Genomic DNA, 23781 nt, shown 5'->3' on the forward strand with positions numbered 1-23781 from the left:
AAAGTTCCGTCATTATATCGCCTCTATGCGTCTATTACCGTTACTCATCGCTGGCCTGCTGACGTTTGCGAGCCCGTTCGCACCGGCGGCCGGGGGGCCTTATGGCAAGTACTTCGTCGAGGCTGAGCAAGTCTGGCCCGATGAAACGTCGCCAGATCCTGCTACGCCGTTATCAACCTCCAGTGGTAAACAGTCAGCGGCGCTTATTAGCGCGCTGAGTGAAAGACTTATCGAACAGGAATATCGCGACGGCCCTTATGCCATGAGCCTGGCGGAGACGCTGGATGCCCTTGCGCGTGCCCAGGAAGCGATGGGAGATATTGCAGCGGCGCGCAAAAGCCGCGAGCGAGCACTGCATCTGATACGTGTTAATGATGGACTGTATAGCGTAGCGCAGAGACCGGTGTTGAGGGCGATGTTAGATAGCTTGCGTCGGGAAGGTGATTTCGCAGCCCTGGACGAGCGCTACAACTATTTTTTCCGTTTGTATGGCTCAGGCCAGCCACCTTGGGATGGGCTGCGTTGGAGCGCCACCATGGAGTATCTGCGTTGGCAGCGAGAAGTGCTTCGCCGTGGCTTAGATAGAGACCTCGTGACTCGTCTGCTAGACCTTTATGGAATGCATGAAGATCTACTGCAAACCCTTGTGTCTGGCGAGCGGGGAGTCGACTACCTGCGATTCAAAGATGCCACTTTTAGCCAGTTGAAAACGCTTTATCTGATTGAGGATCTAGTTGAGCCGCAACCCTTTTATCGCGATCGTAGGACGAGATTTCCCAGTAGTGCGGATGACCCCAGGGACTTTAATTTGCAGCAGGAGCGCCTCGAAAACCTTCAACGAACAGTTCGTCCTGCTGGACGAAGGTTGCTCGAAGATCTACTTGAGGTGATTCCACCTGAAGATCTGGAGCTTCGAGCTGAAACGCAGCTTGCACTGGCAGACTGGCTTCAATGGCACGGGTCCTCTCGAGAGGCCCGTGGTGTTTATGAGGAGCTTTGGCGTGATCTTGAGGTCGCTGGCCTGAAGAGTCTTGCTGTGGAATGGTTTTCCACGCCGGTGCCCTTGCCTGACAACGGCGTATTCCGGGAATCCGGTCAGGAGGAGGGTGACGGTCTTTTTTTGGTGCGTCTTAAAGTCCGAGAGGACGGTAGAGCGATAGCGCATGTCGCACCCAAGGGTCCCGGTCAGACACGCTCCGGGGTCTTACTGCAGCGATACATTCAAACAACGCGCTTTCGTCCCGCGATGGAGGACGGCCGAATAATATCCAGCGAAAACGTTGAGGCCCGCTACAAGTTGATTCAAAGGTGACGGTAAGTAACTAGGTAAATCCAAGCCTGAAAGCGAGGTTAAATCTCTAGTAGTTATTGATCACCAGAAGAGCACCTCGGGCTGCCAGGCTTCCCTTGGTTCTCCATTCGAGGACTTCACCGCCGTGGCGGTCGACGCAACGCTCTGCCATTTCATGGAACGTTGGGCGCTCCGGGTCTGCAATAATGATGCGCTTCACCCCCGCTTTCAGGGCACGATTGACCATGTTACTCACGGGGTCTACAAGCTCATCCCAAAAGCAGATATCTGCGGCTATCAAGGTGTCAAAGTCGCGAAGGAACTTGCCGTTAAGCTTTTCAAACCTCGCTACGCGAGATTGAGTTCTTACGCCGTTGAGCTCCGCCGTCACATCTAGAAAGGGAAACACGTTCGGATCCGCGTCGACTGAGGTGACTGAGGCTCCAAATCGCTTTGCGCACCAGATACCTCCGATGCCCCAGCCACAACCCACATCCAACACCTTTTCGGGGATAGGCTCTGGATTCTTATGCAGATAGTCGATCACCAGGCAGCTTGATTTCCATAGCTTGTTGCCGTGAATGGATGGGGCATCCTGTTCACGCTTGGTCCGTCGAATCTCCGGGTGACTCGATGTTGGGAGGATGACACCCCTATAGCGATGTTGCTGCAGAGCGGCCATTCTTAATCAATCGCCTCGACTTCTTCCGCCTGAGGGCCTTTATCTGTGGTGACAACACTGTATTTAACAGCTGCGCCGTCACGGAGGCTGCGACGACCTTCGCCAACAATCGAGCGATGATGTACGAATATTTCTTCACCGTTCTCGCGAATGATGAAACCGAAGCCCTTGGTGCCGTTAAACCATTTGACCGTGCCGGTTTCAGCCTTGCCCGCTGTTTTTTCCGGTGCTTTCTTGGACTTTTTCTCAGGCTTCTTTTCAGCCTTGGTTTTTTTTGCAGGCTTGTTCTTGGTGGGTTTTGCTGGCTTATCCGCCGCGGGGGTACTACTGCTCAGGCCCGCAGGCATGGGAAGGGCGCGGTGACTAAGTAACACTGCGAGTAGGGCTGCGATGGCTGCGGCCGGGAAAAGGCTGCCGATGGTATGGCTTTCATAGAAGGTGGTAGCGAAAGCTGAAACTGCGAGTGCTGATAACAAGGCGATCAGCACTTTGCCTGGAATAGACATGAGACTCCTTAAAGTGAAGGTGGTCGCCCCTCAGGGCGAGTAACTAAATTTTGGCGACGTCTTCGGCCTGCAGACCCTTGGGTCCTTCGGTCAACGTGAATTCGACTTCTTCGCCCTCGTTCAGGGTTCTAAAACCATCTCCCTGGATGGAGCGAAAGTGTACAAACACATCTCCATCGAAGCTTTCCCCTGTAATAAATCCAAAACCTTTGGCATTGTTAAACCACTTAACCGTGCCGTTCATTTTCTCGCTCATTTGCGCTTCTCCGGTGTTACATTTTTATAGCTGACTCTCTGGCCAGTCTAGGTAGAGATGTTACTTAACTGTTCCCGCTGCAACAGCAGCTTTTCGAGGTTTGTTTCCTGAAACTGCAGTTTTTCCTGCTCTTTTGCGACGACCTCTGGAGGGGCCTTTGCCACAAAGCCTGCATTATTCAGCTTACCTTGTATCCGTTTCAACTCACCACGGATCTTTTCGACTTCTTTGCCCAGTCGCGCCAACTCAGCGTCACGATCGATGAGGTCGGCTAGAGGCACCAGAATTTCCAGTTTTCCGCACAGTCCCGTTGCACTCGCCGGTGCTTCGCTCTTGAGCCACTCAATGCTGTCGAGGCCTGTGAGCTGTTTCAGCTGCGTTTCCAGAGAAGTGATCCTGCGGGGGTCCTCTTCGTCGCCTTCGCGCAGAAGGACAGGCAGGCGCTTGCCTGGCGGGATATTCATTTCTCCGCGAATAGTTCGAACTGCAAGGGCAAAGCTTTTCAGCCACTCGATGTCTGCCACGGCGGCTTCATTGATGCGCTCGGCATCCTCGACCGGGAACGCTTGGAGCATGATCGTTGGTCCTTTTGCACCCGCCAGAGGGGCGACGCTCTGCCAGATCTCTTCGGTGATATAGGGCATCAAAGGGTGGAGCGCACGGAGGCTCTGTTCCAACGTCCGGATCAATGTTCTTCGAATGCCGCGGGCTACAGCAGGATCACTCTCATCCCGCAGGGCGACCTTTGACAGCTCAAGATACCAGTCGCAGTACTCGTTCCAAATAAAGTCGTAGAGCGCCTGAGACGCCAAATCAAAGCGGTAGGTAATGATGGACTTCCTAAACCGTTCCAGCGCACGCTGGAGTTCGCTTTCAATCCAGAGCTCTGCAGTGCCCAAGGTGACGGGTAGATTGTCGTCTATCCCACAGTCTTTGCCTTCGCAGTTCATGAGTACAAAGCGTGCCGCATTCCATATTTTGTTACAGAAGTTGCGAAAGCCCTCTATGCGGCCAATATCGAACTTAATGTCACGCCCTGTCGCCGCGAGAGAGTAAAAGGTAAACCGCAAGGCGTCGGTTCCATAGGCGTTGATACCATCTGGAAACTGGCGGAGTGTTGCTTCGCGAATGCGCTCGGCCTGCTGTGGTTGCATGAGGCCGGAGGTGCGTTTCTCTACCAGACTTTGCAGATCAATGCCGTCAATAAGGTCGATAGGATCGAGGACGTTGCCTTTCGACTTGGACATCTTCTGGCCCTCGGCGTCCCGCACCAGGCCATGCACATAGACCTGTTTGAAGGGGACTTCACCTCGCAGGTGCAGGGTCATCATGATCATCCTGGCAACCCAGAAAAAGATGATGTCAAAGCCGGTTACCAGAACGCTGGTAGGGTGGTATCGCTGGAGTAGCTCGTTATCCTGAGGCCAACCAAGGGTGCTAAACGTCCATAGGGCGGAAGAGAACCAGGTGTCGAGTACATCTTCGTCCTGATGTAGTGGAAGGCTGTTGTCCAGACCGTATTCTTTGCGAACATTCTCTTCATCAGTACCTACATAGATGTTGCCCTCGGCATCAAACCAGGCGGGAATACGATGTCCCCACCAGAGTTGCCGACTGATACACCAGTCCTGAATGTCGCGCATCCAGGCAAAATACGTGTTCTCCCACTGTTTGGGGACAAATTCTATTTGCCCACTTTCTACAGCTTCGATGGCGGGGCCCGCCAGAGCTTTCGCATCTACATACCATTGCTGCGTGAGGTAAGGCTCGATGACAACCCCGCTGCGATCACCGCGAGGCACCTTCAAAACGTGGTCGTCGATTTTTTCGAGAAGACCAAGGTGGCGTAAGTCCTCGACGATTTTCTCGCGAGCGGTGAAGCGATCCATGCCGCGGTAAAACTCCGGCGCTTGATCATTGATGGCAGCATCGTCGTCAAAGATATTCAGCAGCGGTAAGTCGTGGCGTTGACCGACTTCATAGTCATTAAAATCGTGGGCTGGTGTGATCTTTACGCAGCCCGTGCCGAATTCGGGGTCCACATAGTCGTCCGCGATAATGGGGATGCGACGATCGCAGAGAGGCAATTCAATTTCTTTACCAACCAGGTGGGCATAGCGTTCGTCATCAGGATGCACGGCCACAGCGGCATCGCCCAACATTGTCTCCGGTCGAGTGGTCGCCACAGTAAGGTGTCCTGAGCCGTCCGCTAGGGGATAGCGGAAGTGCCACATTTTGCCCTGTTCTTCCTCCGATAGAACCTCCAGGTCTGAGATTGCCGTGTGCAGAGCTGGGTCCCAATTGACCAATCGCTGACCTCGGTAGATGAGCCTTTCTTTATAGAGACGAATGAAGGTCTCCTGAACCGCCTTCGATAGCCCCTCGTCCATGGTGAAACGCTCTCGGGACCAGTCGGGAGAAGCACCGAGGCGACGTAACTGCTGTGTAATGGTTCCGCCCGATGTCGCTTTCCAGTCCCAGATTTTTTCGATAAAGGCATCTCTACCGATTTCGTGACGATCTTTGCCTTCTGCAGCTAACTGACGCTCTACGACCATCTGCGTTGCAATGCCGGCATGATCGGTACCTACCTGCCACAGTGTGTCAAAGCCCGCCATACGGTGATAACGCACGAGGGCATCGATGATGGTTTCCTGAAAGCCGTGGCCCATGTGCAGGCTGCCAGTGACATTGGGTGGTGGGATCATGATGGAGTAGGGTTCATCACCTCCCTGAGGGGCAAAATAGCCCGCTTCTTCCCAGCGCTTATACCAGCGCTGTTCCAAATCGGCGGGTTGAAATGTCTTGTCCATAGCTAGTCTGTAGGTCTCACGAGAGTCGCGGCAAGCGTCGGCCCTGTGCCGAAACTTTGCCTGCCAGTGCGCTGGCGTTAATGGGTGGTTAGCTGCTGCTGGAAAGTGTGCTTGTGCAGTGCCTCATAAAAGATCGCGGATTATACGCTGGGGAGGCGATGTTCTTCCAACGCGTAGCCCCGCTCTCGGTAGTGTCGCCAGGAGTCGCGGAGGGCTTCGAGCCTGGCGGGTTCCTGATTCACTAATTCGGCAACCCGTTGAAAGCGTCCAATGAAATCCGGCACGCTGGTTTGCAGATTGATGAGCAAATCGTCATGGCCCTGAGGTTCCTGTCCCCAACCGATACAGATTTGCTCATTGGCATCATCACAACTGAGTGCGTGGGGCAGAAAGCTCGCGGGTCGAAAGCTCCAGAGCAGCTCGTTGAGCTGCCTGGCTTGTGCTTCGGTTTCACTATTGATGAAGATTCGATGCCCTCGTTTATGCGCTTTCTCGGCTAGGCGAAGAGCTAGGCGGGGACGACTGTCAGCATCAGTATTCTCGATAATGTAGAAGCCGACGCGGGTCAAGCAGCCGACGCTCGGTCACAGAGATACTGGGTCAGCAAGCCCACGGGTCGACCAGTCGCTCCTTTCGGTGCTGAATCCCACGCTGATCCCGCGATGTCCAGATGCGCCCAGTTGTACTTCGTGGCAAAGCGAGACAGGAAGCACGCGGCAGTAACGCTTCCGCCTCCGGGGCCACCAATATTCCCCATGTCCGCAAAATTGCTGTCGAGCTGTCGTTGATAGTCGTCCCACAGCGGCATGCGCCAGGCTCGGTCATGACTGGTGGTGCCTGCATCGAGGAGTTGGGCAGCGAGTTTTTCATCGTTTGCATACAAGCCTGAGGCGTGGCTTCCCAGCGCAACAACACAGGCCCCTGTGAGGGTGGCTATATCAACCACACTTGCAGGCTTGAAACGTTCTGCGTACGTGAGGGCATCACAGAGAACCAAGCGACCCTCGGCATCGGTATTCAATACTTCAATGGTGATGCCCGCCATAGATGTAACTACGTCGCCAGGCTTTGTAGCGGTTCCACTCGGCATATTCTCTGCCGCAGCGATGATAGCGACAATGTTTAGTGGCAGTGCCATGTCCATAACGGCTTGCATGGTGCCCAGCACGCTCGCGGCGCCACCCATATCAAACTTCATTTCATCCATTTTGGCGCCGGGCTTGAGTGAGATTCCGCCGCTGTCGAAGGTAATGCCTTTGCCTACAAGTACGTGAGGCGCGTCACCGCGCTTGCCACCTTTGTATTCCAAAACAATAAGTTTTGCGGGCGTAGCTGTGCCTGCGGTGACGGACAGCAGAGAATGCATGCCTAACTCGGCCATGGTCTTCTCGTTGAGTACTTTGCAGCTGGCTTTATCGTTGCCTCGAGCAAGTTTTCTCGCCTCTTTGGCCAAGTGCTCGGGGGTGCAGTAATTCGCTGGTGTGTTCGCCAGTTCCCTAGCCAAATTAATGCCGGTGCCCGCTTTCGATCCGCGGTTGAGGGCTGATTTGGCTCGTCGTGCAAGCGCAGTGTCAGCAGTTAGAAGCACAAAGCGGCTCAGAGCAGGGGCTGGTTTGGGATTGGACAGTGTGAGAGCGTAGCGGTAGCCGTGATAGACCAGATCCGTTGCGATGCGCTGGCAGAGCCAGTCCCAATCGCTACTGTTCACTTTCAGGGAGCCCATATGCATTTGAGCATCACTGGCTTTGCTCGAAAGAAGAGCCCGAGCCAGTGTGCGGCTCATTTTCAGATAGCCGTCACGCGCCAGTTTGCCATCGCCCACCCCCACTAGGAGTATACGCTCTGCGGTGCCAGGGCTGTGTACTAGCATTGTCTCACCTACGTTCCCTTTAAACTCCCCTGCCTTTAGGGCTGCTGCAAGAACGCCGGAACTGTCTTTTTCCAGAGCGCGCCCGGCATCACTGAGTCGCAGAGTGTTGCCCACGGGAAGGACTGCGCATTGCGTGCGCTTGGCAGAAGCTTTTTGGGGATCGGCGACGGAGAAACGAATTGCAGCCATGGTAATTCTCTCTAAAAGATAAGAATCCCTAGTGTAAGATGAACGGCGTGCAAACTGAACTATCAAGACGCCTAATTACGCTACTCGAGCCAGCTTTTCGATGAGGCTGCGTAGCTATTTGGGGAGCGATGTACTGGGACATACTCTGGCGGTAAGTTCGGTGTTGCTCGCTATCATCCTTACTGGACGATTCGTAAAGTACCTGGCTGAGGCCGCGTCGGGAAAATTAGCAGCTGAGATCCTTTTGCCAGTCATGTTTTATCGACTACCCGGTTTCATGGAGTTATTGCTGCCCTTAGGCTTGTTTATCGGAATACTGATGTCCTACGGTCGGCTTTATGTCGAAAGTGAGATGGTGATTCTCAGTGCCTGTGGAGTGGGCCCGGCAAAGCTAGCCCGTTTCACGCTAGCGCCGGCCTTGCTTATCATGATGGTGGTCGCCACTCTGTCTTTGGTTGTGACGCCTAACGGGGTTGCACGCTCCGAGGCCTTGCTCAACGACCCTCAGGCGTTGCAGGGCCTGCAGTTGTTGGCTGCGGGCCGGTTTCAGCCCCGCGGTGATGACGGCACTGTGACCTACGCCGCGGACATTGATCCAGAGCTCGGAGAGCTGGAGCAAGTTTTTCTCTATGCGACGGAGGGTGACGAAGAGGAATCCGGCGTCTCCGGGGTCACCGTTGCCCAGACGGGGGCAGTGGTGGTTGATCCTGATACGGGCGCCCGATATCTAGAACTCAGAGAGGGCTACCGGTTTAGTGGGACGCCCGGCAGTGCAGACTACCGGATTGTTCGCTTCGGTAAGTTCGGACAGCGTCTACCCGATACACCGTCGCTTGCTCGCAGTGAGCCTGTGGATGCTAAGCCCACGCTAGAGCTGCTGGAATCCCACAACGCTGAAGATAGAGCTGCTTTGCACTGGCGTCTGTCAGTTGCCCTTATGGTTCCGATCGTCGCGCTTCTGGCCTTGAGTCTGAGCAAAACTAATCACCGCCGTGGGCGGTACATTAAGCTTGCGCCTGCTTTGCTTCTTCATCTTTGCTACCTGTTCGCACTGGCGAGTATCAGAACTAGCGTTGCCGAGGGTGACGCACCGGTATACCAGATATACCTACTGCACCTTGGTTTCTTTACATTGGCGTTGACGCTGTTGTTCGCGCCGGATCGCCTCCGTCGATTGCGGAGTGCCTGAATGAGCAAACTAAATCGCTATGTAGCGCGCACCGTTTGGTTATCGATCCTCCTCGTTTTACTTGTAATTGTGGGTATTGATGGCTTGTCGGCGTTTATCGATGAGTCCGACAGTCGCAGTGCCAGCTATGGTTTTGCAGAAATCGGGCGCTACGTGATGCTAACTATGCCTCGGCGCGTCTATGAGTTCATTCCCTTCGCTGCACTTATCGGCGCGTTGATCGGTCTGGGTCAGTTGGCGTCGACGAGTGAATTGGTGGTGATGCGTGCTGCAGGAATCTCCAACCGCCGACTGGCGTGGATGGTGCTCAAACAGGCAGTCATCATTGCCGTGTTCGGGTTTTTGCTGGGTGAATACATTGCGCCAAAAGCTGAGCAACAAGCGCAGAATGGTCGAGCGGTTGCGCGCTACGCCGGAAAGCAAGTAGACACGGGGCAGGGTATCTGGCGTCGCGACGGCGCCATCTTTTTGCACGTGCAAGCGGTCTCTGGTGACCAAGAGGTCTTTGGCGTCACAGCTTATGAGTTCGAGGAAGGAGGTTGGATGCGCCGAGCTTTGTTTGCCGATAGTGGACGTTTTGACGGTGAAGGCTGGCTTTTGAAGGATGTTCAAACAAGTGAGTTCTCACAGGACAAGGTTAGCAAAGGCACAGAGCAGGAATTGTTTTTGAAGAGCAATATTACGCCGAAGATTTTGTCTCTTGAAAACGTAGCGCCATCTCAGCTACCTCTTGTAGATCTCTTGGACTACGCAGAATTTCTTCGCTCCCAAGGCGAGGATGTCGCTGACTTTGAGCTCGCGACCTGGAGGAAGTTACTCCAACCGGCGGCAGTGGCTGCCCTGGTATTGATCGCGATTTCGTTTGTTTTCGGTCCGCTGCGGGACGGCACACTGGGTTTTAGAATCTTCGCTGGAGTTATGGTGGGGATTCTTTTTCAACTTAGTCAGGATTTATTGGGGCCGGCGAGTCTGGTGTTCGGGTTTCCTCCCCTTTACGCAGCCTTAGCGCCGGTGCTGACTTGTGTATTGGTTGGGTTTTATTTGTTACGCAGGGCTTAAGGCCTGTCAACAGGCAACGTTTAAGGACTCTCTGGTTCTCTCTTGCTGGTTTTCTTGGGCTTCTTGGGTATCAGCACAAGCTCAGTGCCAGACAGATAGTCATGCCAGCTACGTTTCTTCTTATCAAATAGGCACCACCAGTAGCCAAGTCCCAGGCATAGGGCCGAGAGCAGCGCGGAGAGACATCGCGTGACAACTCGACCAAAGCTGAGTTCATTACCGGGCATTGGAACAAGCTTTATTCTCCAGGCTTGCATACCGAGGGTCTGGCCGTTTTTCATCCAGAACACGCCGAAAAACCCGATGCAACTTAGCACGGCGATCATCTGTACGGCCGTCGCGGGTAGCAAGCTATCTGCGGCGGATCCGAGGAGCATCCGAATTCCCAGCCCCATTGCCACGCAAACCATAATGAGCGGAATCACCAAAAACGCGTCGTAGACGATGGCTGCCAGGCGGCGCGGGAGGGCCGGAGCGGGTAAGGTTTCTTTTGTCACGGTACTACTCAGGTCTTTGGCGATTCATCAAGATCATCCAGCGCTATATGGCTGGTGTCTGGAGCTGTTGCATCACTGACGGTGCGTTCATCGGCACTGAGCAAGTCAGCGCCAGAATCCGCGAGGTCGAGGTGATCAATATTCACAGCGGTCACGGCGACATTTTGGTCATGCTCGTCAGTAAGGTCGGCCCCTGCAGGGGCGAGGTCCAGCGCGGAGGTATCCGGAGCTGCCGCTGGGGCTTCCGTGTTCTCAGTTCCCATGCGGGCACCGGGCTCCGCGACATCGAAGTCGGGTGCACTCACTTGTGGCGTTATGTCTGTCGTTTCTTCGCTGAGCCTGTCGCCCGTTGCAGCAATAGATAAGTGACTCAGGTCGACCTGCGAGTCCTCATGGGGAGCGCGTTCGTCAGGCCTGAGGATGTCGCTGCCGCCGGGGAGGAGTTCGAAGTCGCTCTCGCCCGTGTTTACGGTTGCAGGTTCAGTGTTGTCTGATGAGCCAGGGGCAGGGTCTTGCGCCGGCGAGCTGCTCTGGATGCTGCCCGGACTCTCAGTACTCACTCGAGTAATGATCGCTTTCGCACCGGCTTTGGCGAGGCTCTTTTGGTACTTGAGCGCAGTCCCTTTATCGCAGTTCTTTTTTATACGTTGACGGGAGCCTGAAAAAAGACGGTCTAGGGTCGCATCGTCAGCTTTAAACAAAGCTCCTACGGCAGCTCGCACCGCCGTGGGATCACGCCCATCAAGGCACTCGCCCGCAAAGGCGATGTCGTAACGCTCTTCAGATTCATCAACCATAAGCTAAGTATAGAGCTTCCCCACGGTGTGGGAAAACCTTTCCCAATGGCCGCTGAAAGACGCAGCTTCCGGGCGTATAATTGACTGCTTATTGCAGGAGAAGTTATGAGCGTTCAAGAACAGTTAAGGGAACGTATAGAGCAGGCATTCAAGCCCGATTGGCTTGAGTTGGATAACGAGAGCCATATGCACAGTGTGCCGGCCAATTCAGAGACTCATTTCCGGCTGGTGATGTCGTCTCAGGCATTTGAGGGTATGCGAGCGGTTGCCAGGCACCAGTCGGTTTATAAAGAGTTGGCGGACTTACTGGCCGGGCCCATTCATGCTCTGGCGATGCATCTCTACGATCCCAAAGAGTGGCAAGAGAAAACCCAGGAAGCCCCGGCATCGCCCGATTGCTTGGGAGGTAGCAAGGTGGATAAAGAGGGGATGTCTTAATGCCCATTGTGGTTGCGGCTTTGTATAAGTTTGTTGCTTTACCTGACTATCAGTCTCTGCGAGAGCCCCTACTCGAGCAATGTCGACGTCATGGGCTGAAAGGGACTCTGTTGCTGGCAGAAGAAGGCATTAACGGCACCGTGGCGGGGACTCGCGAAGCGCTTGATACGGTGCTGGCATGGCTGAGAGCGGACAGCCGACTTGCGGACCTTGAACACAAGGAATCGCTGCACGATGAGCAGCCATTTCTGAGAATGAAAGTTAAGCTCAAGCGAGAAATCGTCACCATGGGCGTACCTCAGGTAGATCCAAATCGAGTGGTCGGCACCTACGTGACCCCCGACGAGTGGGATGGTGTACTCGCCGATCCTGAAGTCACTCTTATTGACACGCGCAACGACTATGAATGCGCCATTGGTAGCTTCCGAGATGCGGTCGACCCAGGTATCACTACCTTTCGCGATTTTCCTGCTTGGGTTGAGAAAAACCTCGACCCCGGGAAGAACCGCAAGGTGGCGATGTTTTGCACAGGCGGTATCCGCTGCGAAAAAGCATCTTCCTACCTTTTGGAGCAAGGCTTTGATGAGGTGTTCCATTTAAAGGGAGGTATTTTGAAGTACCTCGAAGAGGTGCCTCAGGAGTCCAGCAGTTGGGAGGGCGAGTGTTTTGTATTCGACGATCGGGTGGCAGTGAACCACGCGTTGGAGCGCGGAAGTTACGATCAGTGCTTTGCCTGTCGTCACCCCATAAGCGACCAGGACCTGAAATCACCTGACTACGTTCGGGGGGTGAGCTGCCCTCATTGCATTAATCAGCAGAGCGATGAGCAGCGCGAGCGTTTCGCTGAGAGACAGCGCCAGGTCGATTTAGCCAAAGCCCGTGGCGAGCAACATATTGGAGAAGCCAGCTTGATACAGCCGCATCCCGAACGGGCTGAGGGTTTGTGATATGAGTGCTGAAGGGGCTGAAGGAGTAAAGGTCAGTTGTGGAGAGCGGCTGGTTGAACTGCTTGAAGCCTATGGGATTGATACGGTATTCGGCATTCCCGGGAATCATACGGTGCAGCTCTACAGAGGGCTTGGAAATAGCGCGATTCGGCACATTTCTCCGCGGCACGAACAGGGGGCAGCGTTTATGGCTGATGGCTATGCTCGGGCCATTGGTAAGCCGGCCGCGTGTTTTTTGATTTCCGGACCGGGACTGGGCAATGCGATTACGCCGATGATTCAAGCCCTGGCTGATTCGGTGCCGATGTTGGTCGTAACCGCTGTCGCTGCGCGTTCGGATTTGGGAATGGGGGAGGGGCGTTTGCACGAGCTCCCGGACCAGTCGGCGCTTGCCAGCCAATGCAGCCGTTTCAGTCACACCCTCATGGATGCCGCAGAACTGCCTAAGGTGCTTGCTCGAGCGTTCGCGGTCTTTGACAGCGCGCGTCCGGGGCCGGTGCACATAGAGATTCCGCTGGATGTCATTACGCAGGAGGCCAGTGATGTTTCAACAATTCCCTGGCCTCGCGTTGCGCCGCCGGGGGCGAGCCTTAGCGGTTTAGCAGAGCTGGCTCAGCGTCTGAATTCAGCCAGTGCGCCTCTTTTGATGCTGGGCGGTGGCGCGGTTGGCGCCGCAAAAGAAGTGCGAGCGATTGCCGAAGCCTTAGATGCACCGGTAATCACCACGGTAAACGCCAAAGGCTTGCTACCTCAGGGGCATCCGCTATTGGTGGGAGGAAGCCCAAGCCTTGGATGCGTACGCGAGCTCATCGCGGGAGCTGACATAGTGCTCGCCGTAGGTACAGAGTTTGGGGAAACCGATTACGACATGCTGTTTCTTGGTGATATGCCGGTGCCCGCATGGCTCGCCCGAATCGATATTGATCCCGCGCAGCTGTGCCGTAACCAACGGCCCGATTTGGCGCTTTGTGGTGATGCCAAAGAAAGCCTCGCTGCGTTGTTGGACTCAGTAGACCGACAGGTCGCGGGAGATACTGGCGCACAAAGAGTGTCCAGAACGCGTGCGGCGTTCCCAAAGGAGCAACACTGGAACTGCGAGCTGCAGGGGCTTTTTGATTGCTTGAACGACGCTTTACCGGGGCTTTGCCTTGTCGGTGACAGCACTCTGCCCACGTACTATGCCGTATGGCAATACGAGGCCGGAGGCCCGCGCCGTTACTTTCACTCAGCTACCGGTGGCGGTACTTTAGGGTTCGCTTTGCCCGCCGCGATGGGCGCGCGCAGGGCGCTCGAGGAAAACGTGCCGGTGGTAGCGCTCATCGGCGATGGCGCGGCGCAGTTCACGTTCATGGAGCTGGCTGCGGCGGTACAGGAAGGGCTACCGGTGATTGTCTTGCTATGGAATAACAACGGCTACCGCGAAATTCGCGAAGGTATGGTTGCTACGGATGTAGCACCCGTGGGGGTTGATATAGATGCTCCTGATTTTGTGGCAGCGGCTAAGGCACTGGGTTGTGCTGCGCAGCGCTCGAATTCCCTTGATAGCTTAAGCGATGCACTTCAAGAAGCGCTAAATAGCCAACGTCCCACGCTTATCGAGCTGCCAGAAGAATCATTTTTGAAGGGCGCCGTGGCTAGTTGGTACTAGTTTGGCTTTTTCCGAAGAACTGAGGTCACATGTATAGCAACGATGATGGTGATGATGATGGACGGGTGTCGACCTCTGAAGCCCTTCGTCACGTCCTGATTTTTCAGCTGAAGTTGGCGGCAGATGCGCTTAGGGACTTCTTGCTGAGTCCTTTGAGCCTTCTTGCCTTTGCTATCGACGCGGTGACCCGGCCGAAAGTCGAACACAGTTTGTATCTCCGGTTGATGCTTATGGGACGCCGTTCTGATCGCATGATTAATTTGTTCGACGATCACGCAGACAGTGGCGAATTTACCATTGATCGCGCGGTGGATGAGGTCGAAGAGATTCTACGAACCTCTAAAGGCGATGGGCAATCTCAGGGCACAGCTGTCGATGCAAACGAGGTCGCCCTCCGGCGAAGGGACAGGAAGGAAAGCTCCCCGGATTAAATAATTCTCCCGGCGCTTATTGCACGATGGCTAAGGTAGTCGGGCGCTCTGCAGGTAAGCCGTGATTCTCGAATGGAAGCGTCTTAAGGGCACATAAATGCTTTGAGAGACGCCATCCCCGCGGGAGATCACGCCCAGGTAATGCAACTCTGTACCTCCAGACCCTTTGGCTGCAGAGAATACTCCGCCACCGGAGGTGCCTTTTTGCAGTACACAATCACTTCTCGTGTCGGGGCCATCTGCTCCGGTGACGCGACAGTTGTTAGCCGTTTCCAAAATTTTTGTTTCCGTGGTACCACTTCGCGGATAACCGGCCATGAGCAGATCGCCGGCGCCTGCATCAATACTGTCTGGCCTTAGCAGCACTGATGGTGAGTCTAATGGGGCATCCAGGCGTAGCAGAGCCCAGTCACTGTACATACTTCCGCCACTGGCGATGAGATTTGCGTTCCTGGTTTCGCCGCGAGCGGTCTCGAAGGTCAGGGACCTACTGGTGTCATGATAAAACTCAATGCAGTGCCAGGCGCTCACAATGAGTTGTGAAAATTCTGAACGGCTATCGTCAGTGATCAGCGTGGCGGAGCAGCTCTCATCATAGTGCTTTGCGTAACCATTCTCGTAACGTTGGCCAGGCACGTGAAGTTTACCTACGCTGTCCAGCGCGCGCGCGAAGCTTTCCGGCCCTGTTGAGTTATCAGCAATAGCGGAGCCAATAGCGCAAAGTAGCACCGAAAGCACTGCGGATCTTCGGGTCCTTTGCCTGCGCTGGGTAAAAACGACTGAAAATCTGATGGTCTTACCTCGTTCTGTAACTGCATTACCGCCCCGTGCCTTGGCTGGGCACTATACACCGCAAGGCGCTAACCTTGATTGACATCAATGCTTGTATCTCCGGTCACTCTTACTATGCGTGCATACGATGCCGCATGGGCATTTAACAAAGAGAGAAAGGAGTGAAATCACTATGAGAAAACAGCTTGTCCTTGCCATGGCTGCTGGATTGGGTATCGCAAGCTTAGGTGCACAGGCCTATGAGCAGGGCGATATTGTTTTTCGCGCAGGTATCGCGACCGTCGCGCCAAGTGGCGACAGTGATGCTATTGAACTGCCTACGGAGCCACCAACGATTTTGCCCGGTGGAGTAGATGTCGATAACGGTACCGCAATCAGTCTTATTGCCACCTGGATGATGTCGGACAACTGGGGGGTGGAGCTTTTGGCAGCGACGCCCTTCAAACATGACATTGATCTGGCAGACTTGCCTGTCGCAGCCGGTTCCACCAAACATCTTCCACCAACGGTGAGCATTCAATGGTACCCCCGCGGCGCCATGGACGGTTGGCAGCCCTATTTAGGCCTTGGAGTGAACTACACCACCTTTTTCAGTGAGGATGTAGATAGCGAGCTAGGCGCGGTATTGGGGGATGTGCTTAACGTAACCTCCGCGAAACTGTCTCTGGATGACTCCGTGGGTCTGGCCGCACAAGCGGGCGTTGATATCCCTCTAACGGACGAATGGGCACTCAATCTTGGCGTTTGGTACATCGATCTTGGAACAACTGCAGATATTGATGTGGTAACCGGCGACGGTGCCAATGCTACGGTGAGCTTCGACGTGGATATTGACCCATGGGTTTACAACATAGGCGTTGCTTACAAGTTTTGAAGCTTTGAATGAAATGGCGTTTCCTACGTCATTCCCCTGTGATTCCCCGCTCTTTAGCGGGGTTTTTTTCGCCCTCCTGTAACGTCACAAGAGAATGATTCGTGATAGCGTGAACGCTGATGATGTGTGGATGATTTGTTCGGGAGCTTTTATGAACCTAGTGCCCTTGGTCTTGACAGTTTTTCTCGTGGTGTTTGTTGTAGGCACCATTTTTTGGATGACATCGACTCTGAGTCCTATTCGTAAAAAGCAGGCAATGCGAAAAGCCCAGCGTCTGGAAGAGAGTGAAAATCAAGGGGAAAAGGATCGCGAACAGTAACTCGCTGATAGCGTCAGCCGCTAGTGCGTTGAGTGCTTTTTGCTGTGCTGCATCTCTGAAGCATCCATGGAGTGCTCTTGCGCCGCGCTGGTTATTGGCTGGTTCAGGTGACCACCGTGGTTCCAGGTCATTACAAAAGACCAGATGCCTGAAAGAATCAGGAACACCGCAATAAACAGTTTGAGGCCGCGGCGCCTGAGAAAGGCCTGAACTCCCGTAGCGCCAAAGCTAGTACTTAGCATTGCGGGGAGGGTGCCTACGCCGAACGCCAGCATCAACAATCCTGAGCGAGCTACGTCTTGCGCGGTAGCAGACCAGGCCAAAGCGCTGTAGATCAAACCACAGGGCATTAACCCCCAGCACAGGCCCAGAAGGTAGCCCTGAAACCAGTGTCTTACGGGAAGAAGTTTGGAGGATAAACGCTGAACCGGTTTCCAGATTTTGGCGCCTAGCTTCTCGAGGACAGACATTCCTCGCCACCAATCCGCAATCGATAATCCCATGCCGATGAGCAGCAACGCCGCAATGTAGCGAAGCACCATTGTCCATTGTGCGAGATTAATGCTACCCGCCAAGGCGCCCAAAAGTGCGCCCAAAGCCGCGTAGCTACTAATGCGGCCCGCGTGATACGCAATAGTCACTACACCACGCTTCTCGCCACCGTTGCCTAGATTGATTGCGGCGGCGATGCCACCGCACATTCCCAGGCAGTGCCCAGCTCCCGCCAAACCAATGCCAAGTGCTGCGACAAGGTCATTGCTAATCATCTTCTAGGTTGCTCTTGTTAGCAGGGTCCTTGAGATCCTCGTCAGCAAGAATACGCCAGCTCTCTTTGTCCAAATCGTCATACTGGCCACTGTCGATGGCCCAGAGCAGAAGACGTATGACTATCACGCAAAAGATGATGGCGACCGGTATCAACAGGTAGAGGCTCTCCACAGTCAATTGGCTCCTTGAGCCGAGGCTCGACGGAGTCGCGTGGAGTTTCCGACTACTAGAAGCGAACTTAGGGACATCCCTACTGCGGCGGCCCAGGGGGGAACCCAACCCATAGCCGCCAAGGGAATGCCAATAAGGTTATAACCAAGGGCCCAGCAAAAGTTCTGGATGATGATCTTGCGTGTACGCTGTGCCACATCAAATAGCGCAGTGATTTGGTCTAGAGCTCCCCTGACAATCACAAAGTCCGCCTGTGCTTTAGCAAGATCCGTCGCGCCAGCAACTGCAATTGAAGCGTCCGCACGTTTTAAGACGGGTGCATCGTTAAGACCATCGCCAACCATCAATACCTTTGAGTCTGCCTCTTGCAGCGAAATGAGTCTTGCTAGCTTATCCTGTGGAGATAGGCCGGTGGCAACGTGGTCGAACTGAAGAGAAGAGCCCAACTGCGTGGCGCGGGAGGAGGCGTCACCGGTGAGTAGCTCCGTCCTCACGCCAGCGCGACGGAAGCTTTCCAGAACCGTGAGTGCTTCTGCATGGACCTCGTCGTTGAGCCCAAGCCATGCGAGAGGCTTGTGCTCCAGACATAGGGCGACCCAGTAGCAGGCGTCCTCTGGCGACATCTGTAGTTCGGGAGCGATCTCCTGACAGAATGCCAAGGAGCCCAAGCGAAGACGCCGGCCTCGGTACATGCCTTCAATGCCCTGCCCGGGAATGTAGCGAACGTTGTCGACATCAGCGTCAGCGTCCAGAGCAGTGAAGGCGCTTGCCAGTGGGTGGTTGGAATGGCGCTGCATTGCCGCAGCTACCGCGCCGAGGTCTGCTTCGGACCATTGTTCGCTCAGCGGCACGATGCTCTGTAAGGTAAAAGCGCCGCTTGTCAGCGTACCTGTTTTATCGAATAAGGCGACGTCGAGTTGTGCAAGAGCCTCCAGAGCGTTGTCACCGTTGACGATGACGCCTTTTCGCCGTAGAAGACTTGTCGCATTCGCGAGGCTCGCAGGAGTAGCAAGGGATAGCGCGCAGGGGCAGCTGATCACGAGTACCGATAGCGCTACCCAGAGGGCCTTGGATGAATCCAGCTGCCACCAAAGGACTGCGGTCAATGCTGCGATAAGTAATATAGCCGCGATAAATCCCGTTGCGATGCGATCCGCGAGTTTAGCGACAGCGGGTTTATCGTGCCGTGCTGCGTCGATAGATCGTTGTAGAGCAGCTAGTCGCGTGTCGGCGTAGGTTCCGGTGGCAACGGCCTCCAAAGAGTCCTCCAGATTCACCGTGCCTGCATAAACGACATCGTCAACAGTCACTGATCTAGGCAGAGCCTCGCCACTGAAGCTGTCTTCTCGAACGGTGCTGGATCCTCTGGTAACCCGAGCATCGATGGGTATCGTGTCTCCTGAGCGGACTAACACACGCTCTCCTGTGAGGAGTTTCTGTCGGGGAATGGAGGTCCAGTGTTGCCCCCTCCATACCTGTACAGCATCGGGAAGTGTCTGTTCTGCATCCTGCCAGCTAATGGCATCCTGGTAGCGCAAGCGCTTTTCAATAAAACGCGCGAGGAGCAGTAAAAACGTAAACATTACGACGGAGTCAAAATACACTTCGCCACCGCCGCTCAGGCTGGCATAGGTGCTTGCGGAAAAGGCCAGGCCAATTGCCAGGGCCACAGGTAAGTCCATCACTAAGGCGCCGAATTTCAGGTGACGCCATGCACTTTCGAAAAAACCTCGAGCCGAGTAGATCACAACGAAACTGGTCACGAGCAGACTGCAAAGTCGCATGAGCTGTTGGTACTCTGGGCTGATACCCTGGATGTCGCCGGCGTGAAGGGCTATGGCAAACATGCCCACCTGCATCATTCCGACACCGGCTACCGCCAGCCGTCTGAGATCCGTTCGATATTCGTGTTTTGCCTGATCCTGCCTCAGGCTGCTCTGCCAGGGCTGTACTTGATAGCCAAGATTCGAGACACAGGTAAATAGTTGGCTTAGGGGCAGTTGCTTCCGATCAAAGCGAATATCGAGGCGGTTTTGCCCCAGATTTACCGTAGCCTGATGTACGCCAGGTATCCTCTGAAGGGTTGTTTCGATGAGCCATGTGCAAGCGGCACAGCTTACGCCGCCCAGAAGTAAGCGCGCGCTAAGACCTCCCGAGGCGTCCTCTTCACAGAACTGCTTTGCCAGAGCGGGGTCATCGTAAATCTCGAATTCCCGCTGGCGATCTTCCCTGTCGGCCACAGGACGATCATTAAAGGCGGTACGCTGCTCGTAGAAGCGCTCCAAGCCGCTCTCCGTAATCATACTCGCCACGGCACGACAGCCGGGGCAGCACATCTCTCGGCGCTCTCCAGCGACCTCCAAAGCGAAGTCCACGCCCGCGGGCACATCTTCGCCGCAGTGGAAGCAAGTAAGCGATGTGGCAGTCTTAAAAGGTTGAGCGCTGTTCACAGATGTTTCACGGTTTGGTCTGAGGCAGTACTGTGCAGAAACTACGGCGCATCGCTACCGTCGGCAATGAAGTTTTTGCTACTGAGTGAGCCATCTATACGCCACTGATTATTCTCCGCTTCAAGTATCCAGTGCCAGTTTGGAGATACATTGGCGGGGAGTTCGCTTTGGTAGACCCCAGGGGCTATGGGAGCCAGGGTAACGGTGAAATCTCGGTCGGCCTCTAGAGGATGAGAGAGGCGTAAGCTGAGCATTGAAGGAGTGATTCCTCCGCTGAGGCGCACCTGCGCTCTACGATCGAGTACTTTGATCTCAGCGGAAACGCCCAATTCCTGAGCCGCCGCCTGTTTACCCAGTTCCTGATTAATGGCTAAGCCGTCTTTGTAATACTCATCGACCACTAGGTCGTCGGAGTACTTGTTGGCGATGTACAAAGTACTCAGCCCGGCAATCACTACCGAGCCGGGCAAGGCGATGAGAAACCATGGCCAGAATTGTTGATACCAAGCCTCGTCGTCTTCTTGTCTGGGAGATCCTTGTGTGCCATGGGACATAGACGTAGTTCGCATTGGGTTTCTTGAAGGCTCCACTATAGCGGTTTCATAAAGCGGGATTCGGTGCTTGCCCGAAGCGATGCCATGTCTTCGGCGACGATTTCGAAGGTGAAACTGGTGCTTGGCGTTACAAGTTTTGCCGCCTGTGTCCTCACCCGTAGCGTGACTTCGCGATCTTCGCTCGCCGCGAGTGTGTAGCGAGCCTGGCCTTTTATGATTGCTCCGTCTAGACCCTCGACGCTCAGGACATACTCATGAGGTGAGGTATCCATATTGACGATGTGGAGCCGGTAGATGTTTTCGATTCCACCGTCCGCAGTTTCGACATAGAGGTTGTTTCGATCTCGAATGACTGTGAGCTCTAGAGGAATCCGCGAGAATATGTTGTAACTGAATACGCCAATCATTAGGGCCAGTACTACGATGTACCCGATGATTCGTGGGCGAAGCCAATGGGTTTTTCCACCTTCCAGTTCTCGCTCACTGGTGTAGCGGACGAGGCCTGGCTCGTAGCCCATTTTGCGCATGACCGAATTGCAGGCGTCAACACAGAGCGCGCATCCTATGCATTCGTATTGCAAGCCATCGCGTATATCGATCCCCGTCGGGCAGACCTGAACACACAGCTCGCAGTCGATGCAGTCGCCTAATCCAGCGTCTCGATGTGCAAGTGATTTTTTGCGCGAACCCCGGGGATCGCCTCTGCTCGCATCGTAGGAGACTATTAATGTATCCGCGTCGAACATGACGGATTGGAAGCGTGCATAGGGGCACATGTAGGTGCACACCTGCTCGCGCATCCAGCCCGCGTTGATGTAAGTGGCGAGGGTAAAGAATACCGTCCACGCTAGTTGCCAGCTTCCTGTGGACAGCGTGGCGAGCTCGTAGCTAAGTTCTCGTACAGGATAAAAATAACCTACAAATGTCATACCCGTCATGAATGCGACGAACAACCACGCGCCGTGTTTACTGAGCTTTCGAAGCGCCTTAGTGAGGGTCCAGGGCTGCTTATCCAGTTTTATACGCTGGTTTCGCGTCCCCTCTGCTTTTTGTTCTATCCACATAAAGATACTTGTCCACACGGTCTGTGGGCAGGTATAGCCGCACCACACACGGCCGGCAGACACGGTGACTGCGAACAGGGAAAAGGCGGCTATGATCAGCAGAAAGGCGAGAAGCGAGAAATCCTGAGGCCAGAAGGTAAGCCCGAATATGTGAAACTCTCTCTCTGGCAAGTCAAACCATACGGCTTGACGGCCATTGATGCTGATCCAGGGGATGCAGTAGTACCCCAGAAGCATGGGCCAGCCTGTGAACATTCGCAGCCGCTGGTAAAACCCTTCTATTTTGCGCGTGTAGATCTTTTCGCGCTTTTGATAGAGGTCAAGCTCGGCGACCTCCGCGGGTGCGATTTCCTGCACGTCAATGAGATCAGGATCAGACATACTTTTTCACCACTACTTGTACTGAGTGGCCACTCCCGTGGCGTTAGTCCCCGGCGAAGCTCTCGCGTATGACGGGGCGGTTGCCTTCGGTGTTTATTCTAATGAGTTTGTTGTGGCTCAGGATTCGAGCTATTTGCTCAGGCCATAAACATATGCGGCAACAAGGTGAATCTTGTCTTCGCTCAGCGTGTTGCCAAAGGCGGGCATTTGTCCGTTACGGCCAATGCGGAGGCTGTGGGCTATTTGCTCAGCGTTTCCTCCGTACAGCCAGATGCCGTTGGTCAAGTTAGGCGCGCCCATGAGGGGGTTGCCCTTGGCTTCGGGGCCGTGACACGCAACGCAGTAAGTTTGGTAATGCTTCTCTCCGGCCGCCACTAAGTCCTCATCGGCGTTCCGGCTGTTCAGGGACAGAACATAAGCCGTGGCCTCGGCAATACCCTGTTCGCCTAGGATGCTTTCCCAGGCGGGCATAGCAGCCTGACGACCGTTTACCAGAGTGTGCTTGATTGCCTCAGGGGATCCGCCATAGAGCCAATCGTCGTCGGTGAGATTTGGGAAGCCAAGGGCACCCGCTGCATCAAGGCCGTGGCACTGGGAACAGTTGTTGCCATAGATTCGCATGCCCATCTTTCGGGCCTTTGGATCCTGATAAATTTCTTCAATCGACATGGCGAGGTACTTGTCGCGCATTGCCCTGAATTTCTCGTCGGCGACGGCAACTTCCTGTTCGTGCTGAGTGACTGAACTCCAACCAAGGACGCCAGGAAAATTGCCCATGCCCGGATAAGCGATGAGGTAGCCAATGCCCCAGACGATGGTGATGACGAACATCGCAAACCACCAGCCCGGCAGAGGGTTGTCCCACTCCTCAATGCCGTCGTAGACGTGCCCAGTGGTTTTTTCGTCTACCGCTGAACGCTTACGATTGGCGAATAGCAGCCAGGTCACCAGAACAAGGGTGACCGTTGTGAGAACGATTACCCAGCCACTCCAAAAGCTAGTCATTGTTGGTTTCCTTTTTGTTTGCCACCTTGCGTGAGGTCGTCATCAGCAAAGGGTAGGTTGGCGGCTTCTTCAAAATCTTGCTTTGGCTTGCTGCTGTAGGCCCAAATCACAAGTCCGATAAAGGCAAACAACAGGAAGGCCGTACTGATGCCTCTTAAGTCATTAATATCCATAGACCTAGCGCCGCGTCTGGATCAGTGTGCCGAGCTGCTGCAAGTAGGCCACTAATGCGTCGATTTCTTTCTTTCCGGCGACTGCACTCGCCGCGCCGGCGATATCGGCTTCGGTGTACGGCACGCCAAGAGTTTGCAGTGTGCTCATCTTTGCTGCGGTTCCCTCGGCATTCACTTCGTTGCGGAAAAGCCAGGGAAATGCCGGCATGTTTGACTCCGGCACGACGTCGCGCGGGTTATATAGATGGGCGCGATGCCAGTCGTCCGAGTAGCGTTTACCCACTCGCGCCAAGTCGGGGCCTGTGCGCTTGGACCCAAAGAGGAAAGGGTGGTCATAGACAGATTCACCCGCTACCGAATAGTGTCCGTAGCGCTCGGTCTCTGCTCGCAGCGGACGGATCATTTGTGAATGGCAGGTGTTGCAGCCTTCACGGATATAGATGTCCCGGCCTTCAAGCTCTAGTGCAGAGTAGGGCTCCAGACCCGCGATAGGCTCCGCGTATTTCTTGGAAAAGATCAGGGGTACCAGTTCAACCAAGGTTCCAAAGCTGATCGCAACGATGGTCAAAACGATGAGCAAGGGAACGCTTTTTTCAATTCTTTCATGAGATGACATA

The 23781-nt window shown here is 54.6% G+C and carries 25 protein-coding genes and 1 pseudogene; 9 read left to right on the plus strand and 17 right to left on the minus strand.

Annotated features, from left to right (window positions below):
* Positions 1-25 precede the first annotated feature (25 nt).
* The gene (locus tag AB8B76_RS02775; protein ID WP_405269958.1) at positions 26-1312 is read left to right on the plus strand and encodes a hypothetical protein; all 1287 of its coding nucleotides are present in this window, start codon (positions 26-28) and stop codon (positions 1310-1312) included.
* A gap of 46 nt (positions 1313-1358) precedes the next feature.
* Here AB8B76_RS02775 and AB8B76_RS02780 read toward each other — a convergent pair whose 3' ends face one another.
* The 6 genes and pseudogenes from AB8B76_RS02780 to AB8B76_RS02805 all read right to left on the minus strand — a co-directional run bounded on the left by AB8B76_RS02780 (position 1359) and on the right by AB8B76_RS02805 (position 7607).
* Positions 1359-1973 (minus strand): class I SAM-dependent methyltransferase, encoded by a 615-nt coding sequence (locus AB8B76_RS02780; protein ID WP_405269961.1) that lies wholly within the window; start codon positions 1971-1973, stop codon positions 1359-1361.
* A 2-nt stretch (positions 1974-1975) separates the two neighbouring features.
* Positions 1976-2176 (minus strand): annotated as a pseudogene (locus AB8B76_RS02785) (cold-shock protein); the annotation flags it as partial.
* Positions 2177-2522: 346 nt separating this feature from the next.
* Entirely contained in the window at positions 2523-2735 is a 213-nt protein-coding gene (locus AB8B76_RS02790; protein WP_405269964.1) for a cold-shock protein, read from the minus strand.
* A gap of 47 nt (positions 2736-2782) precedes the next feature.
* Positions 2783-5548, minus strand: coding sequence for a valine--tRNA ligase (locus tag AB8B76_RS02795; RefSeq protein WP_405269967.1), 2766 nt, complete (start codon positions 5546-5548; stop codon positions 2783-2785).
* A gap of 140 nt (positions 5549-5688) precedes the next feature.
* Complete coding sequence (locus AB8B76_RS02800) at positions 5689-6117, minus strand: DNA polymerase III subunit chi (RefSeq protein ID WP_405269969.1); 429 nt, start codon at positions 6115-6117, stop codon at positions 5689-5691.
* Positions 6114-7607, minus strand: coding sequence for a leucyl aminopeptidase (locus tag AB8B76_RS02805; RefSeq protein ID WP_405269972.1), 1494 nt, complete (start codon positions 7605-7607; stop codon positions 6114-6116). Before AB8B76_RS02805 ends, AB8B76_RS02800 begins: the two co-directional genes overlap by 4 nt.
* A gap of 100 nt (positions 7608-7707) precedes the next feature.
* Here AB8B76_RS02805 and lptF point away from each other — a divergent pair, with 100 nt between their 5' ends.
* Complete coding sequence (gene lptF, locus AB8B76_RS02810; protein WP_405269975.1) at positions 7708-8796, plus strand: LPS export ABC transporter permease LptF; 1089 nt, start codon at positions 7708-7710, stop codon at positions 8794-8796.
* Complete coding sequence (gene lptG / locus AB8B76_RS02815) at positions 8797-9855, plus strand: LPS export ABC transporter permease LptG (RefSeq protein WP_405269978.1); 1059 nt, start codon at positions 8797-8799, stop codon at positions 9853-9855.
* A 20-nt stretch (positions 9856-9875) separates the two neighbouring features.
* Here the strand turns inward: lptG and AB8B76_RS02820 are convergent, their stop codons facing one another.
* Positions 9876-10352: an RDD family protein gene (locus AB8B76_RS02820; RefSeq protein WP_405269981.1), complete on the minus strand. Its 477-nt coding sequence runs from the start codon at positions 10350-10352 to the stop codon at positions 9876-9878.
* Between the two features lie 8 nt (positions 10353-10360).
* The gene (locus AB8B76_RS02825; RefSeq protein ID WP_405269984.1) at positions 10361-11149 is read right to left on the minus strand and encodes a hypothetical protein; all 789 of its coding nucleotides are present in this window, start codon (positions 11147-11149) and stop codon (positions 10361-10363) included.
* A gap of 105 nt (positions 11150-11254) precedes the next feature.
* Here AB8B76_RS02825 and AB8B76_RS02830 point away from each other — a divergent pair, with 105 nt between their 5' ends.
* Genes AB8B76_RS02830 through AB8B76_RS02845 form a run of 4 tightly spaced genes read left to right on the plus strand, consistent with a single transcriptional unit; the run spans position 11255 to position 14613 of the window.
* On the plus strand, positions 11255-11587 hold the full coding sequence (locus AB8B76_RS02830) for a BolA family protein (RefSeq protein WP_405269987.1): 333 nt from the start codon (positions 11255-11257) through the stop codon (positions 11585-11587).
* Complete coding sequence (locus AB8B76_RS02835; RefSeq protein WP_405269990.1) at positions 11587-12534, plus strand: rhodanese-related sulfurtransferase; 948 nt, start codon at positions 11587-11589, stop codon at positions 12532-12534. The genes AB8B76_RS02830 and AB8B76_RS02835 overlap by 1 nt, the downstream gene beginning before the upstream one ends.
* 1 nt (position 12535) lies before the next feature.
* Positions 12536-14182, plus strand: coding sequence for a 5-guanidino-2-oxopentanoate decarboxylase (locus AB8B76_RS02840; RefSeq protein ID WP_405269993.1), 1647 nt, complete (start codon positions 12536-12538; stop codon positions 14180-14182).
* A gap of 29 nt (positions 14183-14211) precedes the next feature.
* A complete protein-coding gene (locus tag AB8B76_RS02845) occupies positions 14212-14613 on the plus strand; it encodes a hypothetical protein (RefSeq protein WP_405269996.1) in 402 nt (133 codons plus the stop codon).
* A gap of 30 nt (positions 14614-14643) precedes the next feature.
* Here the strand turns inward: AB8B76_RS02845 and AB8B76_RS02850 are convergent, their stop codons facing one another.
* On the minus strand, positions 14644-15249 hold the full coding sequence (locus AB8B76_RS02850) for a trypsin-like serine peptidase (RefSeq protein ID WP_405269999.1): 606 nt from the start codon (positions 15247-15249) through the stop codon (positions 14644-14646).
* Between the two features lie 328 nt (positions 15250-15577).
* On the opposite strand from AB8B76_RS02850, the gene AB8B76_RS02855 reads away from it, so the two are divergent.
* Both AB8B76_RS02855 and AB8B76_RS02860 read left to right on the plus strand, forming a co-directional pair.
* A complete protein-coding gene (locus AB8B76_RS02855; protein ID WP_405270002.1) occupies positions 15578-16279 on the plus strand; it encodes an OmpW/AlkL family protein in 702 nt (233 codons plus the stop codon).
* Positions 16280-16430: 151 nt separating this feature from the next.
* A complete protein-coding gene (locus tag AB8B76_RS02860; protein ID WP_405270004.1) occupies positions 16431-16598 on the plus strand; it encodes a hypothetical protein in 168 nt (55 codons plus the stop codon).
* A 20-nt stretch (positions 16599-16618) separates the two neighbouring features.
* Here the strand turns inward: AB8B76_RS02860 and AB8B76_RS02865 are convergent, their stop codons facing one another.
* The 8 genes from AB8B76_RS02865 to ccoO all read right to left on the minus strand — a co-directional run bounded on the left by AB8B76_RS02865 (position 16619) and on the right by ccoO (position 23780).
* Positions 16619-17365 (minus strand): sulfite exporter TauE/SafE family protein, encoded by a 747-nt coding sequence (locus AB8B76_RS02865; protein WP_405270006.1) that lies wholly within the window; start codon positions 17363-17365, stop codon positions 16619-16621.
* Positions 17358-17537, minus strand: coding sequence for a cbb3-type cytochrome oxidase assembly protein CcoS (ccoS, locus tag AB8B76_RS02870; protein WP_405270008.1), 180 nt, complete (start codon positions 17535-17537; stop codon positions 17358-17360). Before ccoS ends, AB8B76_RS02865 begins: the two co-directional genes overlap by 8 nt.
* Positions 17538-17539: 2 nt before the next feature.
* Positions 17540-19987 (minus strand): heavy metal translocating P-type ATPase, encoded by a 2448-nt coding sequence (locus AB8B76_RS02875; RefSeq protein ID WP_405270010.1) that lies wholly within the window; start codon positions 19985-19987, stop codon positions 17540-17542.
* 41 nt (positions 19988-20028) lie between these two features.
* The gene (locus AB8B76_RS02880) at positions 20029-20556 is read right to left on the minus strand and encodes a FixH family protein (RefSeq protein ID WP_405270013.1); all 528 of its coding nucleotides are present in this window, start codon (positions 20554-20556) and stop codon (positions 20029-20031) included.
* 20 nt (positions 20557-20576) lie between these two features.
* Complete coding sequence (gene ccoG / locus AB8B76_RS02885; protein ID WP_405270016.1) at positions 20577-21986, minus strand: cytochrome c oxidase accessory protein CcoG; 1410 nt, start codon at positions 21984-21986, stop codon at positions 20577-20579.
* Between the two features lie 129 nt (positions 21987-22115).
* The gene (gene ccoP / locus AB8B76_RS02890; RefSeq protein ID WP_405270019.1) at positions 22116-22991 is read right to left on the minus strand and encodes a cytochrome-c oxidase, cbb3-type subunit III; all 876 of its coding nucleotides are present in this window, start codon (positions 22989-22991) and stop codon (positions 22116-22118) included.
* Positions 22988-23164, minus strand: coding sequence for a cbb3-type cytochrome oxidase subunit 3 (locus tag AB8B76_RS02895; protein ID WP_405270022.1), 177 nt, complete (start codon positions 23162-23164; stop codon positions 22988-22990). Before AB8B76_RS02895 ends, ccoP begins: the two co-directional genes overlap by 4 nt.
* Positions 23165-23168: 4 nt before the next feature.
* On the minus strand, positions 23169-23780 hold the full coding sequence (gene ccoO, locus AB8B76_RS02900) for a cytochrome-c oxidase, cbb3-type subunit II (protein ID WP_405270025.1): 612 nt from the start codon (positions 23778-23780) through the stop codon (positions 23169-23171).
* Position 23781: the final 1 nt, after the last annotated feature.

The sequence above is a fragment of the Congregibacter sp. genome (genome assembly GCF_045107095.1).
Classification (GTDB): Bacteria; Pseudomonadota; Gammaproteobacteria; order Pseudomonadales; family Halieaceae; genus Congregibacter.

Excerpts from the sequence above, each read along its gene's own strand:
- lptF (WP_405269975.1), top strand. The coding sequence starts at position 7,708 with ATGAGGCTGCGTAGCTATTTGGGGAGCGATGTACTGGGACATACTCTG.
- AB8B76_RS02860 (WP_405270004.1), top strand. The coding sequence starts at position 16,431 with ATGAACCTAGTGCCCTTGGTCTTGACAGTTTTTCTCGTGGTGTTTGTT.
- AB8B76_RS02775 (WP_405269958.1), top strand. The coding sequence starts at position 26 with ATGCGTCTATTACCGTTACTCATCGCTGGCCTGCTGACGTTTGCGAGC.
- ccoG (WP_405270016.1), bottom strand. The coding sequence starts at position 21,986 with ATGTCTGATCCTGATCTCATTGACGTGCAGGAAATCGCACCCGCGGAG.
- AB8B76_RS02865 (WP_405270006.1), bottom strand. The coding sequence starts at position 17,365 with ATGATTAGCAATGACCTTGTCGCAGCACTTGGCATTGGTTTGGCGGGA.
- AB8B76_RS02855 (WP_405270002.1), top strand. The coding sequence starts at position 15,578 with ATGAGAAAACAGCTTGTCCTTGCCATGGCTGCTGGATTGGGTATCGCA.
- AB8B76_RS02895 (WP_405270022.1), bottom strand. The coding sequence starts at position 23,164 with ATGGATATTAATGACTTAAGAGGCATCAGTACGGCCTTCCTGTTGTTT.
- AB8B76_RS02825 (WP_405269984.1), bottom strand. The coding sequence starts at position 11,149 with ATGGTTGATGAATCTGAAGAGCGTTACGACATCGCCTTTGCGGGCGAG.
- AB8B76_RS02790 (WP_405269964.1), bottom strand. The coding sequence starts at position 2,735 with ATGAGCGAGAAAATGAACGGCACGGTTAAGTGGTTTAACAATGCCAAA.
- AB8B76_RS02780 (WP_405269961.1), bottom strand. The coding sequence starts at position 1,973 with ATGGCCGCTCTGCAGCAACATCGCTATAGGGGTGTCATCCTCCCAACA.
- AB8B76_RS02845 (WP_405269996.1), top strand. The coding sequence starts at position 14,212 with ATGTATAGCAACGATGATGGTGATGATGATGGACGGGTGTCGACCTCT.
- ccoO (WP_405270025.1), bottom strand. The coding sequence starts at position 23,780 with ATGTCATCTCATGAAAGAATTGAAAAAAGCGTTCCCTTGCTCATCGTT.
- lptG (WP_405269978.1), top strand. The coding sequence starts at position 8,797 with ATGAGCAAACTAAATCGCTATGTAGCGCGCACCGTTTGGTTATCGATC.
- AB8B76_RS02795 (WP_405269967.1), bottom strand. The coding sequence starts at position 5,548 with ATGGACAAGACATTTCAACCCGCCGATTTGGAACAGCGCTGGTATAAG.
- AB8B76_RS02840 (WP_405269993.1), top strand. The coding sequence starts at position 12,536 with ATGAGTGCTGAAGGGGCTGAAGGAGTAAAGGTCAGTTGTGGAGAGCGG.
- AB8B76_RS02805 (WP_405269972.1), bottom strand. The coding sequence starts at position 7,607 with ATGGCTGCAATTCGTTTCTCCGTCGCCGATCCCCAAAAAGCTTCTGCC.
- AB8B76_RS02830 (WP_405269987.1), top strand. The coding sequence starts at position 11,255 with ATGAGCGTTCAAGAACAGTTAAGGGAACGTATAGAGCAGGCATTCAAG.
- AB8B76_RS02880 (WP_405270013.1), bottom strand. The coding sequence starts at position 20,556 with ATGCGAACTACGTCTATGTCCCATGGCACACAAGGATCTCCCAGACAA.
- ccoP (WP_405270019.1), bottom strand. The coding sequence starts at position 22,991 with ATGACTAGCTTTTGGAGTGGCTGGGTAATCGTTCTCACAACGGTCACC.
- AB8B76_RS02835 (WP_405269990.1), top strand. The coding sequence starts at position 11,587 with ATGCCCATTGTGGTTGCGGCTTTGTATAAGTTTGTTGCTTTACCTGAC.